The following is a 14,886-nucleotide window of genomic DNA, read 5'->3' as shown; positions in this document are numbered from 1 at the left end:
CCGCGGGGCCGCGCCGTCCGCCGTACGGGTGAAGCGGCCGCCGGCCGGCAGGCCGGGCGGCCGGTGCCACGGCCCCCGCGAGCGTCACAACACCGTGAAGCTCACGCGGAGCGGACGGCGCACGCACCCGGGGCCACTACCCTTGATGCGTGACTATTCGCCTGTACGACACCGACGCGCGCCAGGTCCGTGACTTCACCCCGCTCCGGCCGGGCTGCGTCTCGATCTACCTGTGCGGCGCGACCGTGCAGGCAGCCCCGCACATCGGGCACATCCGGTCCGGCCTGAACTTCGACATCATGCGCCGCTGGTTCGCCTACCGCGGCTACGACGTGACGTTCGTCCGCAACGTCACCGACATCGACGACAAGATCATCGCCAAGTCCGGCGAGCAGGGCCGCCCCTGGTGGGCGATCGGCTACGAGAACGAGCGGGCCTTCAACGAGGGTTACGACGCGCTCGGCTGCCTGCCGCCCACGTACGAGCCGCGCGCCACCGGCCACGTCCCCGAGATGATCGAGATGATGCGCGGCCTCATCGAGCGCGGTCACGCCTACGAGTCCGAGGGCAACGTCTACTTCGACGTCCGCTCCTTCCCGGACTACCTGGAGCTGTCCAACCAGGAGCTCGACAACCTCCGCCAGCCGGAGAGCGAGGGCGAGACCGGCAAGCGGGACGCCCGCGACTTCGCGATGTGGAAGGCCGTCAAACCCGGCGAGCCGTTCTGGGAGACTCCGTGGGGCCCCGGCCGTCCCGGCTGGCACCTGGAGTGCTCCGCGATGGCCCACAAGTACCTGGGCACCGCCTTCGACATCCACGGCGGCGGCATCGACCTGATCTTCCCGCACCACGAGAACGAGATCGCCCAGGCCAAGGCCTTCGGCGACGACTTCGCGCAGTACTGGGTGCACAACGCCTGGGTCACGATGAGCGGCGAGAAGATGAGCAAGTCGCTCGGCAACTCGGTCCTCGTGAGCGAGATGACCAAGCGCTGGCGGCCCATCGTGCTGCGCTACTACCTCGGCACCCCGCACTACCGCTCGATGATCGAGTACAGCGAGGAGTCGCTGCGCGAGGCCGAGTCGGCGTTCGCGCGCATCGAGGGCTTCGTGCAGCGGGTCGTCGAGATGGCGGGCCCGGTCGAGCCGGCCGCCGAGGTGCCGCCGGCCTTCGCCGAGGCGATGGACGACGACATGGGCGTGCCGCAGGCGCTGGCCATCGTCCACACCACCGTCCGGCAGGGCAACTCGGCGCTCACCGCGGACGACAAGGAGAGTGCCGTCGCCCGCCTCGCCGAGGTGCGCGCGATGCTCGGCGTCCTGGGCCTCGACCCGCTGGACCCGCACTGGGCCGGCGACGGCCGCGGCGAGGACCTGCACGGGGTCGTGGACTCCCTCGTCCGGCTGGTGCTGGAGCAGCGGGAGTCGGCCCGGGGCCGCAAGGACTACGCGACCGCCGACGCCATCCGCGACCGGCTCCAGCAGTCCGGGCTGGAGATCGAGGACACGCCCTCGGGTCCGCGCTGGACGCTCGGCTCCCGGTAGCCGGGCGCCCGCGTCATCATTGACACATACGTACGTTCACGCAGTAGCAGCAACAGCAGCAGGAAACAGGTGACCCATGGCCGGCAACAGCCAGCGCAGGAACCGCCGCACGTCCAACAAGAAGGGCGCGACGGTCGGTAGCGGCGGGCAGCGGCGCAGGGGCCTGGAGGGCAAGGGCCCCACCCCGCCCGCGGAGGCACGCAAGGGGCACGCCAAGCAGCGGGCCGCCAACGCCAAGGTGAAGCGCGCCGCGTCCACGCAGTCCCGCCGCCCCTCGGGCCGGGGCGCCAAGTCGACCTCCGAGCTGGTGGCCGGCCGTAATCCGGTGGTGGAGGCGCTGCGCGCCGACATCCCGGCCTCGGCGGTCTACGTCCAGCAGTTCATCGACAACGACGAGCGCGTGCGCGAGGCGATCAAGCTCGCCACCGACCGGGGCATCCCGCTGATGGAGGCCCCGCGCCCCGAGCTGGACCGCATCACCAACGGGCTCAACCACCAGGGCCTGGTGCTGCAGATCCCGCCGTACGAGTACGCGCACCCCGAGGACCTCGCCGCCGCGGCCTTCGACGCGGGCGAGGACCCGCTGATCATGGCGCTGGACGGGGTCACCGACCCGCGCAACCTCGGCGCCGTCGTCCGTTCGGTCGCCGCCTTCGGCGGCCACGGGGTCGTGGTGCCCGAGCGCCGCGCCGCCGGGATGACCGCGGGCGCCTGGAAGACCTCGGCCGGCACCGCCGCGCAGGTCCAGGTGGCCCGGGCCACCAACCTCACCCGGACCCTGGAGGCCTACCAGAAGGCGGGCCTCACGGTCGTCGGCCTGGCCGCCGACGGCGAGGTCGAGCTGCAGGACCTCGAGGCGCTGGCCGGACCGGTCGTCGTCGTCGCGGGTTCGGAGGGCAAGGGCCTGTCCCGGCTCGTCGGCGAGACCTGCGACCTGCGGGTGCGCATTCCGATGCCGGGCGGCGCGGAGTCGCTGAACGCCGGCGTCGCCGCGGGCATCGTGCTCTACGAGGCGTCGCGCCGCCGGGCCTGAGCCCCGGCGCGCCGCGGGGCCCGAACGGGCGCGCCCCCGGCCTCCGGACCGGGACGCGCCCCCTGACGCGCCCCGGCGGCAACCTCGGTTGACGGGCCTCGGACACAACGGGGCCCGTCACACAGTGTCCTTATCGGGTGTCACTCGGTTAGATGAGTGTGGACACCAGAACACCCCGCACTCCTCCGGGGGGACGGTCGTCGTCGATCACCGACGAGCCTGTTCTCAACATGCTCAAGGTCTCCTCCGACCCGGCCCAGGTCATCGTCAATCACGCGAGCTTCCGCGTGCAGCTCGGCGCGGCGTCGGGGCGGGCCCTGACGAGGACCCAGCGCGTCCCCGTCATCCCGACCTCCGTCCGCCCCTCCGCCGCCGCGCAGCGGCGCGGCGCGCCCCTGGTGTGGTCCGGGCGCAGCCAGCCCGGCGACGCCGCCGCCGGCCAGCTGTTCGCCGCGGTGCGCAACGGTCAGGTGGACGGTCTCGACCTCGGTGCCGCGACGCAGGTGCTGCCGCGGATCGAGGAGCCGCCGCAGCCCGTCGTCGGCCCGCCGCGCCGGCCGCCGGCGCCCGGCGAGATGCTCGGCGGCATCCGTCCCGCGCGCGGCGCCTACGACGACTTCCTCGACCCCGAGGACACCAACGAGTTCGCGTACACCGCGCCGCCCGCCGGCCCCGGCGACGAGGACCCCGACTTCGACCCGTACGAGGAGCCCGGCGAGGAGTACGGCCGCGGCCGCAACCGGGAACGCACGGATCCCATCCGGCACGCCTACTACCCCGGCCGCCGGATGAACCTCGGCATCGTCCTGCTGCCGCTGCGCATCTTCCTCGGCTTCATCTCCATCTACGCCGGCATGGGCAAGCTCTGCGACCCCGTCTACTTCGACGGCGGCAAGCGCGGCTCGATGGTCACCTGGCTCGCCTCGCTCCACCCGTGGGGCATGGCCGAGCCGCTGCGGGACCTCGCCCTCGCGCACCCCATCGGCGCCGGGCTGACGGTGGCCTTCCTGCAGGTCATCGCGGGTGTGCTGACGGTCTTCGGACTCTGGCAGCGGTTCGCGGCGTCGATCGGCGCCCTGCTGTCGGCGGCGCTGCTGGTGACGGTGAGCTGGCGGACCGTCCCGGCGTACGACACTCCCGACATCATCCTGCTCGCCGCCTGGAGCCCCCTGGTCATCGCGGGGGCGCCGGTCTACTCCGCCGACGGGCGCCTGGCGAGCGAGGCCTGGCGCAAGCTCGGCCCGCGCGCCCCGCTGGCGGAGCTGCGGCGCCGGGTGCTGCGCCGCGGCGCGGTGCTGGCCACCGTGCTGGTCGGGATGTCGCTCGTGGTGGGGGCCACGCTCGGCACCGCCGTACGGTCCACCAGCCCGCGGTCCCAGCTCCCCGCTCCGACCGACCTGCCGACCAACGACCTCGAGGGCTCGCCGCTGCCCGAGGTGCCCGGGGAGAAGTCCTCCCGGCCCTCCACGACGCCCTCGGCGGGCCGTTCCGGCGGTCCCTCGTCCTCGCCGTCCTCCTCGCCGTCGGCCCCGGGGGCGGCGTCCAGGGTGCCCAACGCCACGCAGTCGCGTCCCGGGTCGTCCTCGGCCAACACCGGCAGCGGCGGCGGCACCGGCGGCGGGCCCGCGCAGACCGCGCCGTCCGTCCCGTCCCGTCCCACGGTGCCCAGCAACCCGCCCACGCAGGGCGGCGGCACCGGCGGTGGCGGCACCGGCGGCGGTTCCTCCGACAGCGGCGGCGCGCTCGGCGGGCTGCTGGGCAGCGGGGAGACCTCCGGGTGGCTGCTCGGCGCCCCGGCGCGGCACGGCTCGGGGAAGGTCGCGTAACGCCCGTACGGCACACGGGAAGAGGCGGCCGGAGGTTCCTTCCTCCGGCCGCCTCTTCGTGCCCGTGGTGGGCCGTTGTGGCCCGTTCTGCCCGCTCTGCGTCCTGGCGGCCGGTGGTCAGGGCCGGGAGGCGAGTTCCTTCGCGGCCTCGGCCAGGTCCTTGGCGGTGTCGATGGCCCGCCAGTACGCACCCTGGGGCAGCGGGAAGCCCGCGAGGCGCCGCTCCCGGGCGAGTTGGGGGAAGGTCGTGCGCTCGTGGTCACCGCGCTCGGGGAGCAGTTCGGTGAACTCGGGGGAGAAGACGTAGACGCCCGCGTTGATCAGGAACGGCGAGGGCGGCGACTCGATGAAGTCCAGGACGTGGCCGAACTCGTCGGTCTCCACGGCGCCCCACGGGATGCGCGGGCGGGCCAGCGCCAGGGTGGCGACCGCGGCCCGCTCGACGTGGAAGGCGGCCATCTCCCGCAGGGAGAACCGCGTCCAGATGTCGCCGTTGGTGGCGTACCAGGGCTCCTGGGGCCGGGGCAGGGAGGCGGCGGCGTACCTCAGGCCGCCACCGCGGCCGAGCGGTTCGCGCTCGACGACCGTGGTCACCCGCAGCGGCAGCCCGGCCGCCGCGCCGGCGAGCCACTCCTGGAGGACCTCGGCGAGATGGCCGCACGAGATCACGGCGTCGGTGACGCCCTCGGCGGCCAGCCAGGCGAGTTGATGGCCGATGATCGGGATCCCGGTTCCCGGGATCTCGATCATCGGCTTGGGGCGGGTGTCGGTGTAGGGCCGCAGGCGGGAGCCCTGTCCTCCGGCGAGGAGGACGGCCTGGGTCACCGCCTGGGAGGTCGCGGGCGTGCCGGTCATGGGCGCACCCTACGCGACCCGCGCGACGGGTCATCCGACCGAGGCCACGCCCGTCGCGAAGGCGGTGTCGCAGACCGGCCGCGACCAGGCCTGGGCACGGTGCACCGAGCCGTACTTGGCGACCGCGGCACGGCCCAGGGACCGGGCGATCGAGCCGCAGTACTGCGCCAGCGAGGGCCGCTCGGCCATCTCACGCTGAAGGTGCGTCAGGGCGACGCCGGGGTTCTTCTGCTGCACCTCGCCCAGCAGTTTGCGGCGGAGCACCTCCTGCGGGGCCGACCGTGCGGTCGCCGTCTCCTTCTGGTGCGAGGCGGTGAGGACTTGGGCCTCGGACGCCGAAGTCGCCCACGGGACGCGGGTGACGGCGAGGGTGCCGGAGAGCACGAGGACGACCGGGAGGACGAGGGCGAGTGACTTGCCGATGCGGCGGGCTACCTGGTTCACGGCAGTGATGGTAGCGAGGAGTGATGATTTGGCGACATTTAGCCACTCTGATGAGTGATGAATGCCCCTTGATCGACTACGAGTGCATTGACGAACACGGTCGAAACGCCATTGTATGACCGGAAATGCGGCCTGATTCGGTCCCCGGAACGGGCGTGGCCCGGCCCCCCTTGCGCGGGGGCCGGGCCACCTGGGTCCTCAGCGGCGGGGTGACCGGTCGGTCACCGCTCGGCCGCTCAGTCGCTCAGTCGCTCACCGGTGGAGGTGGAGAAGACGTGGCTCTCGCCGGCACGCGGCACGACGTGCAGCACGGAGCCCTTCTCCGGCACCTGGCGGCCGCCGACGCGGATGACCAGGTCCTTGTGCTCGCCGCCGACCTCGGCCGAGCCGTAGACGAAACCGTCCGCGCCCAGCTCCTCGACGACGTTCACGGTGACGGCCAGGCCGGCCGGCGCGTCCTTCGACAGGCCCGAGCCGTCGCTGGTGACGATGTCGAAGTGCTCGGGGCGGACGCCGACGGTGACCGTGCGGTCGCCCTTGTCGGCCGCGGCCTGCACCGCGTCGCGCTCGACCGGCACCACGGAGTTGCCGAACTTCACGCCGCCGTCGGCGATCGGCACCTCGACCAGGTTCATCGCCGGGGAGCCGATGAAGCCCGCGACGAAGAGGTTGGCCGGGCGGTCGTACATGTGCCGCGGGGTGTCGACCTGCTGCAGCAGACCGTCCTTGAGCACCGCCACGCGGTCGCCCATGGTCATGGCCTCGGTCTGGTCGTGGGTGACGTAGACCGTGGTGGTGCCGAGGCGGCGCTGCAGGGAGGCGATCTGCGTACGGGTCTGGACACGGAGCTTGGCGTCCAGGTTGGACAGCGGCTCGTCCATGAGGAAGACCTGCGGCTCACGCACGATCGCGCGGCCCATCGCCACACGCTGGCGCTGACCACCCGAGAGCGCCTTGGGCTTGCGGCCCAGGTACTCGGTGAGGTCCAGGATCTTGGCGGCTTCCTCGACGCGCTTGCGGATGTCCGCCTTGTTGACGCCCGCGATCTTCAGGGCGAAGCCCATGTTGTCCGCGACGGTCATGTGCGGGTAGAGCGCGTAGTTCTGGAACACCATGGCGATGTCCCGGTCCTTGGGCGGAAGGTGGGTGACGTCCCGGTCACCGATCCGGATGGCGCCGCCGTTGACGTCCTCGAGGCCGGCCAGCATGCGGAGCGAGGTCGACTTGCCGCAGCCCGAGGGGCCGACGAGGACGAGGAACTCGCCGTCCTCGATGTCGATCTGGAGCGCGTCTACGGCCGGGCGCTCGGACCCGGGGTAGATCCGGGTCGCCTTGTCGAAAGTGACAGTAGCCATGGTGCAGTGGTCCCTTCACCGGCAGGAACGTGCCGGACGATCCGAGTAAAGGAATGAGGTCTAGTCCACAGGGTGTGGACCTTCCGCGACGCTACCTGGCCCGCCCCGCTTTGTCAGCACCCTCCCGGCCCTCAATTCCCGGACCCTCCCCCCTCCCCGCCTGGGTACACTTCTCATGGCCCCACCCGTCACCCGGGCACCCCGGAGCGGGGACGGCGCCGTGCCGCCTTAGCTCAGCTGGTAGAGCACCGCTCTTGTAAAGCGAAGGTCGTCGGTTCGAACCCGACAGGCGGCTCCAGTTGGGACCAGCGACAACGCCCCGGACCATGATCGGTCCGGGGCGTTTGACATCCACGGGTGACATCAACGGGGGCGGTCACTCACGGTCGAGGCGGCGCCCGAGCAGACGGTCCATGTGACTGATGGCCTCACGCTGTGTGTCCGATGTCACGTGCGTGCAGACGTCCGTCGTGATGCTGATCTGGCTGTGCCCCAGGATCTCCATGACCACACGGGGAGCAACGCCGGCCGCCGTCAGCAGCGTCGCGCAGCCGTGCCGGGCATCGTGCAGACGGATCCGCCGAAGGCCGGCCGAAGCGGCGAGCCGGAAGAAGGACCGGTTGATGTTCCTCGGCTCGACCGGGCGCCCCGTCTGGGTGGTGAAGACGTACGAGTGAGGGGCGAGGTCGCTGCCCTTCCGCCGTGCCGCCTCGGTCTGCCGCAGCCGGTGCCAGCGCAGGGCCGCAAGGCAGATCAGGGGCAGAGGGACGGGCCGGGCCCGGCCGCTCTTGGTGGTGTCCTCGTACAGCTCGCCGCCGACGCGCTGCACCTGCTTGCTGACCCGCAAGACCCGGTTGTCGAGGTCCACGTCCGACCAGCGGAGCCCCAGGATCTCCCCGCGCCTCAGCCCCATGGCGACCGCCAGGACGAAGGCGGGCGTACAGCGGATCGTGACGAGCCTCCTCCAGGAACGTCAGCGTCTCGTCCAACGTCCAGGAGCTCCTGGCCGACGACCTTGGGTGGCTCCACGAGGGAGGCGATGTTCCGGGTGACCCGTTCCTCCCGGCAGGCCGCGGTGAGGGCCGTACGGAGCACGCGGTGGGCCTCCTTGGCGGTGGCAGGCGTCGTACGGCGGGACGCCTCGGCGACGAAGGTCCGTACGTCGCGCGGTCCCAGGGATTCCAGCTGCTTGGAGCCGAGCAAGGGCACCAGGTAGAGGCGTACGTGCATGGCGTACTTGCCGGCCGTGGATCGCTGCCGGTTGGGCTTGATGACGTTCTCCAGCCAGTACGGCAGCCACTCGGCGAGCTTGGCGGACCGGGTGGGCACCGGGATGCCGGACTCCACTTTGGCCAGCAGGTCCCGGCGCTTGGTGTCGCACTCGGTCCAGGTCTTGCCGTAGGCGAACTTGCGGGCCCGGGTGCCGTCGGGTTGGAGGAAACCGAGAGCATGGCCCTGCCCACCAAAACCCCACGGCGACGCTGGTTCCGTCACCGTTGAGCAGCTGCTGGGACTGAATGAGATCGTCTTCGATCCAGCGCCAAGACCAGCTCGGCTCGTGTCTCGGGCGAAGCCTGACGTCTGGCCTAGACGATCTTTCTTGCAGCAGCAGTTGTTACAGGTTTCTCTACCTCATCAAGGCACCCGGCGTCGCTCACGCTCCGCCGGGCGCGCGGCCGACGTCCGGCCGCGCCCACGCTCCAGTCTTCGCCCCGCTCGGCACCGCCGTCCGCCGCCGCGCGCCCACGAGGTAGGCCGAGGGCATGAGGTGAGAACCGCGGTGGCCGGGGCGGTCGACTCCGAGATTTTAGGCAGCCACCATGGGGCGAGCCTCGAAGATCGGGGCCCACATCGGGCCTTAACGGGCAGGTCCACAGACCGCCCGAGTCGCCAGCAGCTTACGGGCCCCGATCTCTCGCCCCATGGCAGCTCCAGCCCAAAGTCTCTCCGCCGACCTCAGTTCCCCGCCGGCGCGCCGCTCACCCGAGACGGTTGTTAACGGTCAAGGCGTGTCGCAGGTTGTCCGTACTTCATCCCGAAGGAATACAGCGACGAATCATGGGTGGCACGTCCAACGAACTTGATCCCGTTGACGCGGTGCTCGACCTGCGTCAGGCGGATGGCCCGGCTGCCGTATTGAGTCGACAACTCCACGACGTTCCCGGGTTCGAGGCTCTCGGCAAGCACTATGACAGCCATCCGCTTCTCGACCCCTGGTTCGTTCGGGCACGGTTGTACAGCAACGGAGTACAGCAACCGCCACGACCGACGTCAACCGATATCGCACCTGGGTGCCCAACGGACTGGCCAGGTAGAACTCAGCGACCGTCGCCCATAGTTCGCATCGGGGGGATCGGGCGTGCCACAGCCGTGCCAGGTGAGCCGGTGCCGAACGGGGACCCACGGGGAACAGCGGTGACGGGATCGCTTTGCCGCAGGTCAGCGTCCGCCCAGGTGAGGCACGGTCCGCAGCCTCAGTCTTCCAAACTGGGATACCAGGAGCCCAGCGCCGAAGTCAGTCGCCTAGTAGTGCTTGGTCAGGTTGGTATTGGGGTGGGTATGTCGCGGTGGCAGGTGGGGCAGGCGCCGGTCCAGGTGGCGAGGAGGATCTGCAGGTCGCGGACGACCTGGTAGAGGCTCAGGCCGGCGCCGCGTCTTTTGGGGCTCGGGCCAGTCGCTGCAGGGTGCAAAAGGCATGGGCGATGGAGACGAGGGTGACGTGGTGGTGCCAGCCGTTCCAGGTCCGGCCCTCGAAGTGGGCAAGGCCCAGGGCCTGCTTCATCTCCCGGTAGTCGTGCTCGATCCGCCAGCGGAGCTTGGCGAGACGGACCAGGGTGGTCAGCGCGGTGGTCTCCGGCAGGTCGGACAGCCAGAACTGGACCGGCTCCTTTTCACCCGCGGGCCACTCGGCCAGCAGCCAGCACGCCGGCAGCTCGACGCCGTCGGTGGCCTGCCGGATCTCACGTCCGGCGGGCCGGATCCGCAAGACGACGAACCTGGAGTAGATCCGCTTGACGCCTGAGCGGCCGGTGCCGGGCCGGGATCCCTCGCGCCACTGCACCGGCCGTGCCGCGCTCCGGCCTGCGGCGATGACCAGATCTTTCACCGAGCGGGCAGGCTGGGGGTATTTCGGCACCGGCGGCCGGCCGGTCCCGCAGTACGGCTCGGCGACCGGTGCCGCATCGCCCGGCTGGGCCGACAGCGTGCTGGAGATACCCACCACGTAGTGCATGCCCCGCGCGTTCAGGCCGAGCCGGAAGGCCGCCGCGTCGCCGTATCCGGCGTCCGCGATCGCCAGCGGCACATCGATCCCCCAGGAGCGGGTCTCATCGGCCATGTCCAAAGCGAGCTGCCACTTCTCGACATGCCCGATGTCCTGGGGGATGCCGCAGGACGTGCGGCGTGCGACCTTGTCCGGGTCTGCTTTCGGCGAGGACGGATCCCAGCTCTCGGGCAGGAACAGCCGCCAGTTCACGGCCGCCGAGGCATGGTCACGGGCCAGATGAAGCGAGACACCCACCTGACAGTTGGTGACCTTGCCCGCAGTCCCGGTGTACTGCCGTGACACACACGCCGAGGCGTTGCCGTCCTTCAGGAACCCGGTGTCGTCGAAGACCAGAGCGGTGGGCCGGATCACCGATTCCATCTTCCACGCCAGACGGGCCCGCAGATGGGCCGGATCCCACGGACTGGTGGTGATGAAGTGGGCCAGCGCCTGCCGGTTGCCGTCCTCTCCCAACCGAGCGGCCATCGGCTCGACCGACTTGCGCCGCGCGTCCGTCATCAGACCACGCAGATACACCTGCCCCCACCGGCGCTGATCCTTGCGCGCAAACGGCTCGAACACCTCCGCCGCGAACGCCTCCAACTCATCACGCACCACAGCAACTTCGTCCGGACTCACACCCTCCCAACGCCCGACCACCCCACAAGGACACGCACAGACTCAGCCGACCTGACCAAGCACTACTAGGTCGTCCTCCGGTCCGATCGGGCGAAGGGCCGATTCGTAGTCGCCCGTGACGACCAGGTCATCGATCACCCGAACCATGGATGAGATGCCGGCATGGCGGACGATGAGTTCGTCCCAGCAGTAGAAGTACGTGCCGTCAAGGCACTCGCCCGTGTCCTTCCACCGGTCCATCAGGCGCTGGACCTCGTCGAGGGTGAATATGGTCCCGGACCACCGATTACCGTCGGGGAAGGTCAGCCACATGTCGACGTTGCATACCTCCTCCAGGTCTTCGCCCGCCCCTGGCACGAAGCAGATCTCGTAGTCTTCGCGCTTCACCCGGTAGAACGGGCCATCCCACATGTCGCCTCCGAGAAGCCTCTGCCGCATCGACTCGCGCGGAAACTGGCGCCACAAGCAATCGCACACCAAGTCCATGCCATCAATGGCACTCAACCAGTTTGTCGCACCCACGATGAAGGACATCCCAGTCGTGCCCCTTCCGTGCCCGATCAGACGGGAAAACAGGGGGAAGCACGGTGCCACTCGCGCACGAAGAAGGGGCGCCCCCGTGTCTTGGGGCACCCCTTCTGTCCAGCGCCTTCGCCGGCCTACTGCGGAGAGTGTGGGATTTGAACCCACGGTGACATCGCCGCTGCCACGACGGTTTTCAAGACCGTGTACGGATCGACGCTCCAAAAGCGTCGAGTGCACCCACGGCCGCGTGGATATGAGCCGGCCCGCGACGCAACCGTTCTCCCGCGCACCACCAGGACAGTCGCTCTTCTGTGTCCTCCCTTGGATGCATGCCCAGGCCATGCTCGGGGCACAGGGGCCACGCCTTCCGCAGAAGCTCCATGACGGTCTCCTGCGCGGCATCGGCGACGCTCGCCAGTGCAGAGGCAAGGCTGTCCTGTGAGTTCGGGTCCAAGTGGTTGCCGTGCCACTCGCCGTTGGCCATGACGACGTAGACGTTCTCCGGCCCATCCGCGTCGTAGGACGGAAGGGCCAGCAGCTGCAGGGGTTCCAGCTGGGGAAGCGTCACCGCTAGGTCCCGGTTCAGAAGGGCGAGAGCCTGGTCCCACACTGGGTACTCGCCCGGCAAGACGCCGCGAGGCTCAGGGGGGTCGAAAAGAGCGCACATGAGCACCATCCTCCGCCACGCCAGGGACAGCCCCAATCGGGATCTAGAATTGGCCTGTGACCCACAGTCGTTCCAATGCCGGGGCACCCCGCGAGCCTGACTTGCCGCCCTACCAGGTTGTCCTGGCGGAAACCGACTGGGGTTCGCTCCAGACGGCTTTCGGGTCCGGTGAGGACCTTCCTAAGGTTCTGACGCAACTTTTGGAGCCCGATCCCAAGGTCCAGGTCACGGCTTTGCGGGAGCTGGGTGAGCTGGTCGGCCACCAGAACACTATTTACGAAGCCACCGCCCCCGCCGCCATGTACGTCGCCGGCATCCTCACCCACCCGGCGGCCATGACGCGACGGCCCTATCGCGACATCCCCATCCGCGCGACGTTGTTGGGCTGGCTGGCTTCCACGCTTCACGACGCCTCCGACGAGATCGTCGCCCGCAACGAGGAGTACTGGCCAGGCTTCGCCCCGGACACCACGGTGGCGGCCTTCCGGGAGTTGCGTCCGATGCTCTATCGGGCCGTCGCGCCCTTCCTGCAGGACAGCCACGAGAACGTGCGCGAAGCCGCCGTCATGGCCGCGCTCATCCTCGCCGAACACCCCGCGCTCGCCGAGCACCGTGATCACCTCGCCGGGCACGCGCGCCGCATCCTGGACACCAGCAGCTACGAGCCCAACCGGCGCGTCGCGTGGAGGGCCCTCAAAGCATGGGGCCACCATCCGCCCGGCCCGGAGCCTCTTTCGGAGGAGGCCGAGGACCGGGGGCCGCACAGCGATGGCCGCGGTGATCTCGAACCTCCCTTCTGACCGATACGCGCACGGCACACCTGCAGACCATGGCAGCAGGTAAGAGAACCGGGACCGGGTGCCGAGGTGCGACGTCAGGCGGAGGACCTCGTGTCGGTCCGGGCGGCGGACGGAGCGCGGCTGCGGCATCTGGCGACGCGGCTCCGCACCCGCGCCCAGGTGGACGCGGTGGGATGGCGGCGGGCCACCGAGCGACTCGGCCTTCTGCACGACTGACCGGGGAGCCCCGCCGCTTCTGCCCATCGGCCGCGACATCGTCCGGACGGGCGGGACGTCATGTACGGTCCCGCGTGCGCGTATGCGCAGCCGCACACGGAGCGCCGGACCGGGCGCCCAGCAGGTGGGAGAGTTCCGTCTCGGCCCCCTCGTACCCCGCATCGGCGATCCGCTGCAGTGCGCGCAGGTCGGCCGCGGCGGACGCGCGGCGGGTCAGCAGGAACCCGGCGTGCAGGCAGCCCTCGTCCAGCAGTTCGCCCAGTTCCTCGGTGTCCCCGGCGGCGTCGGCTAGGTCGGCCAGCCGGTCGAGGGCGGTCTCGTTCCCGGCGTCGGCCAGTTCCCGCAGGATCTCGCGGTCGAAGTTCGTGTTCACCATGGCGTCAGGGTGCAGCCCTGCCCCAGGGGCAGGGTCAAGTGCCACGATTGCAGGGTGATCACCATCGGGCAGCTCGCCGGGTACGTCGGAGTGTCGGTCAAGACCGTCCGCGTCTACCACGCCAAGGGGCTGCTGCCCGAGCCCGACCGCGACGTCTCCGGATACCGGCGCTACGGCGCGGACGACGTCGTCGCCCTCATCAGGATCCGGACGCTCGCCGAAGCGGGCGTCCCGCTGGCCCGGATCCGTGGACTGATGACGGCCGGCGAAGAGGAGTTGCGCCGGGCGCTGCTCGACATCGACGGCCGGCTGACCGACCGGATCCACGGGCTGCGGGCCACGCAGGCACGTCTGCGCGAACTCGCCTCCGGCGAGCCGACGCTGCTGCCCGCCGGGGTCCACGCCCACCTGGAGGCCCTGGCGCGGTGGGGTTTCACCGCCCGATGGGTCGAGCTCCAGCGGGATCTGTGGATCCTGGTCTTCGCCACCCACCCGGACCGGGCGGGCGAGCTCTTCCGGGACCAGAGCGAGATGCTGTCCGAGCCCGCGCTGCGGCAGCTCTTCCTGCGGTACGACCACGCGTACGGCCTCGACCCCGGTGACCCCCGCGTCGAGGAGCTGGCCCGGCGGATCGTCGAGGCGACCCGGAGCCGCTACGGCGCGGGCACGCCGCCCGAGGCGGACGCGGCCTCCGGGATCCCCGCGCTCGTCCAGGACCGGATCAACGCCGCATCCCCGGCCTGGCGGCGGCTGGACTCGCTGATCCGGGCAGGGCTGGGCGCGGTGCGGTGAGTCGCCGCAGACCTGCCGTGAGTAGCGGCGATGGGGCGCTCGTTCCTGCGGTCGTGGGGGTGATCGACTCGGAATTGAACACGTTCAAGATTGCTGTCAGGATGATGTCCGCAGCGGATGCCACTTCGGCGTGCCGCTGATTCGTGGTGCCACGAGGGGGGGACGGCTGTGGATCCGAACACGCCTGGGCGCGATCTCGGGTTCGTCGGCTGCAGCTCGGCGATCTGGTCGTGCGCTATGCCGTGACCTACGCGCTCACGTGGGTGGCGGTGGATCTTGCGCTGCCTGCGGATGTGCATACGGAGCTCTGGGCCCCCTCCATACCGCTGATCGCGATCCCGTCACTCCTGATCAGCGCGTACTACGCCCTCCTCAACCCGCGGACGAGCCTGGAGTTCCGGCTTCCCCTGGCGTTCCTCCTGCTTCTGCCCACCTGGTTCCTGCTCTTCCAGAACTTCGCGGAAATGCTGCTCATCCCCGTGACGGGCCAGCTCGTCTTCGCCCTGTGCGTGATGCGGGTCCCGCTGCTGGGGCCGGCACGGCGGTGAC

Annotated in this window: 14 protein-coding genes, 2 tRNA genes and 1 pseudogene; 8 read left to right on the top strand and 9 right to left on the bottom strand. The window is 70.4% G+C overall.

Annotated elements, in window-relative coordinates; genetic code table 11:
* Positions 1 to 149: 149 nt before the first annotated feature.
* From cysS to OIE69_RS18975, 3 genes are all read left to right on the top strand, one after another.
* On the top strand, positions 150 to 1,544 hold the full coding sequence (cysS, locus tag OIE69_RS18985; protein WP_089227644.1) for a cysteine--tRNA ligase: 1,395 nt from the start codon (positions 150 to 152) through the stop codon (positions 1,542 to 1,544).
* 76 nt (positions 1,545 to 1,620) lie between these two features.
* Positions 1,621 to 2,577 carry a 23S rRNA (guanosine(2251)-2'-O)-methyltransferase RlmB gene (gene rlmB, locus OIE69_RS18980; RefSeq protein WP_089227643.1) on the top strand — a complete coding sequence of 319 codons (957 nt, stop codon included), beginning with the start codon at positions 1,621 to 1,623 and terminating at the stop codon, positions 2,575 to 2,577.
* Positions 2,578 to 2,729: 152 nt separating this feature from the next.
* Entirely contained in the window at positions 2,730 to 4,403 is a 1,674-nt protein-coding gene (locus OIE69_RS18975; RefSeq protein ID WP_326573060.1) for a DoxX family protein, read from the top strand.
* A 117-nt stretch (positions 4,404 to 4,520) separates the two neighbouring features.
* Here OIE69_RS18975 and OIE69_RS18970 read toward each other — a convergent pair whose 3' ends face one another.
* The 3 genes from OIE69_RS18970 to OIE69_RS18960 all read right to left on the bottom strand — a co-directional run bounded on the left by OIE69_RS18970 (position 4,521) and on the right by OIE69_RS18960 (position 7,057).
* Positions 4,521 to 5,258 carry a nucleotidyltransferase family protein gene (locus tag OIE69_RS18970; protein ID WP_326573059.1) on the bottom strand — a complete coding sequence of 246 codons (738 nt, stop codon included), beginning with the start codon at positions 5,256 to 5,258 and terminating at the stop codon, positions 4,521 to 4,523.
* A gap of 30 nt (positions 5,259 to 5,288) precedes the next feature.
* The gene (locus tag OIE69_RS18965; protein ID WP_326573058.1) at positions 5,289 to 5,702 is read right to left on the bottom strand and encodes a hypothetical protein; all 414 of its coding nucleotides are present in this window, start codon (positions 5,700 to 5,702) and stop codon (positions 5,289 to 5,291) included.
* A gap of 236 nt (positions 5,703 to 5,938) precedes the next feature.
* Positions 5,939 to 7,057 carry an ABC transporter ATP-binding protein gene (locus OIE69_RS18960; RefSeq protein ID WP_089227639.1) on the bottom strand — a complete coding sequence of 373 codons (1,119 nt, stop codon included), beginning with the start codon at positions 7,055 to 7,057 and terminating at the stop codon, positions 5,939 to 5,941.
* A gap of 222 nt (positions 7,058 to 7,279) precedes the next feature.
* Between OIE69_RS18960 and OIE69_RS18955 the strand changes: the two genes are divergently transcribed.
* A tRNA-Thr gene (locus tag OIE69_RS18955) sits at positions 7,280 to 7,355 on the top strand.
* Between the two features lie 78 nt (positions 7,356 to 7,433).
* On the opposite strand, the pseudogene OIE69_RS18950 reads toward OIE69_RS18955, so the two are convergent.
* The 5 genes and pseudogenes from OIE69_RS18950 to OIE69_RS18930 all read right to left on the bottom strand — a co-directional run.
* Positions 7,434 to 8,500, bottom strand: a pseudogene (locus tag OIE69_RS18950) (tyrosine-type recombinase/integrase); the annotation flags it as partial.
* Between the two features lie 1,195 nt (positions 8,501 to 9,695).
* Positions 9,696 to 10,961, bottom strand: coding sequence for an IS701 family transposase (locus OIE69_RS18945; RefSeq protein WP_326570052.1), 1,266 nt, complete (start codon positions 10,959 to 10,961; stop codon positions 9,696 to 9,698).
* Between the two features lie 42 nt (positions 10,962 to 11,003).
* Positions 11,004 to 11,495 (bottom strand): hypothetical protein, encoded by a 492-nt coding sequence (locus OIE69_RS18940; protein ID WP_326573057.1) that lies wholly within the window; start codon positions 11,493 to 11,495, stop codon positions 11,004 to 11,006.
* A gap of 131 nt (positions 11,496 to 11,626) precedes the next feature.
* Positions 11,627 to 11,706, bottom strand: a tRNA-OTHER gene (locus tag OIE69_RS18935).
* On the bottom strand, positions 11,680 to 12,054 hold the full coding sequence (locus OIE69_RS18930; RefSeq protein WP_326573056.1) for a hypothetical protein: 375 nt from the start codon (positions 12,052 to 12,054) through the stop codon (positions 11,680 to 11,682). Before OIE69_RS18930 ends, OIE69_RS18935 begins: the two co-directional genes overlap by 27 nt.
* Before the next feature lie 155 nt (positions 12,055 to 12,209).
* Between OIE69_RS18930 and OIE69_RS18925 the strand changes: the two genes are divergently transcribed.
* Positions 12,210 to 12,953: a hypothetical protein gene (locus tag OIE69_RS18925; protein ID WP_326573055.1), complete on the top strand. Its 744-nt coding sequence runs from the start codon at positions 12,210 to 12,212 to the stop codon at positions 12,951 to 12,953.
* Between the two features lie 66 nt (positions 12,954 to 13,019).
* Positions 13,020 to 13,169 carry a hypothetical protein gene (locus tag OIE69_RS18920; protein WP_326573054.1) on the top strand — a complete coding sequence of 50 codons (150 nt, stop codon included), beginning with the start codon at positions 13,020 to 13,022 and terminating at the stop codon, positions 13,167 to 13,169.
* Between the two features lie 58 nt (positions 13,170 to 13,227).
* Here the strand turns inward: OIE69_RS18920 and OIE69_RS18915 are convergent, their stop codons facing one another.
* On the bottom strand, positions 13,228 to 13,545 hold the full coding sequence (locus tag OIE69_RS18915; protein ID WP_326573053.1) for a hypothetical protein: 318 nt from the start codon (positions 13,543 to 13,545) through the stop codon (positions 13,228 to 13,230).
* Between the two features lie 54 nt (positions 13,546 to 13,599).
* Here OIE69_RS18915 and OIE69_RS18910 point away from each other — a divergent pair, with 54 nt between their 5' ends.
* Complete coding sequence (locus OIE69_RS18910) at positions 13,600 to 14,337, top strand: MerR family transcriptional regulator (RefSeq protein WP_326573052.1); 738 nt, start codon at positions 13,600 to 13,602, stop codon at positions 14,335 to 14,337.
* A gap of 230 nt (positions 14,338 to 14,567) precedes the next feature.
* Entirely contained in the window at positions 14,568 to 14,885 is a 318-nt protein-coding gene (locus OIE69_RS18905) for a hypothetical protein (RefSeq protein WP_326573051.1), read from the top strand.
* The last annotated feature ends 1 nt before the right edge of the window (position 14,886 follow it).

The sequence above is a fragment of the Actinacidiphila glaucinigra genome (genome assembly GCF_035918135.1).
Lineage (GTDB): Bacteria > Actinomycetota > Actinomycetes > Streptomycetales > Streptomycetaceae > Actinacidiphila > Actinacidiphila glaucinigra.
Note: the sequence above shows the minus strand (reverse complement) of the source record. Positions and strands in the feature narration are given on the sequence as shown.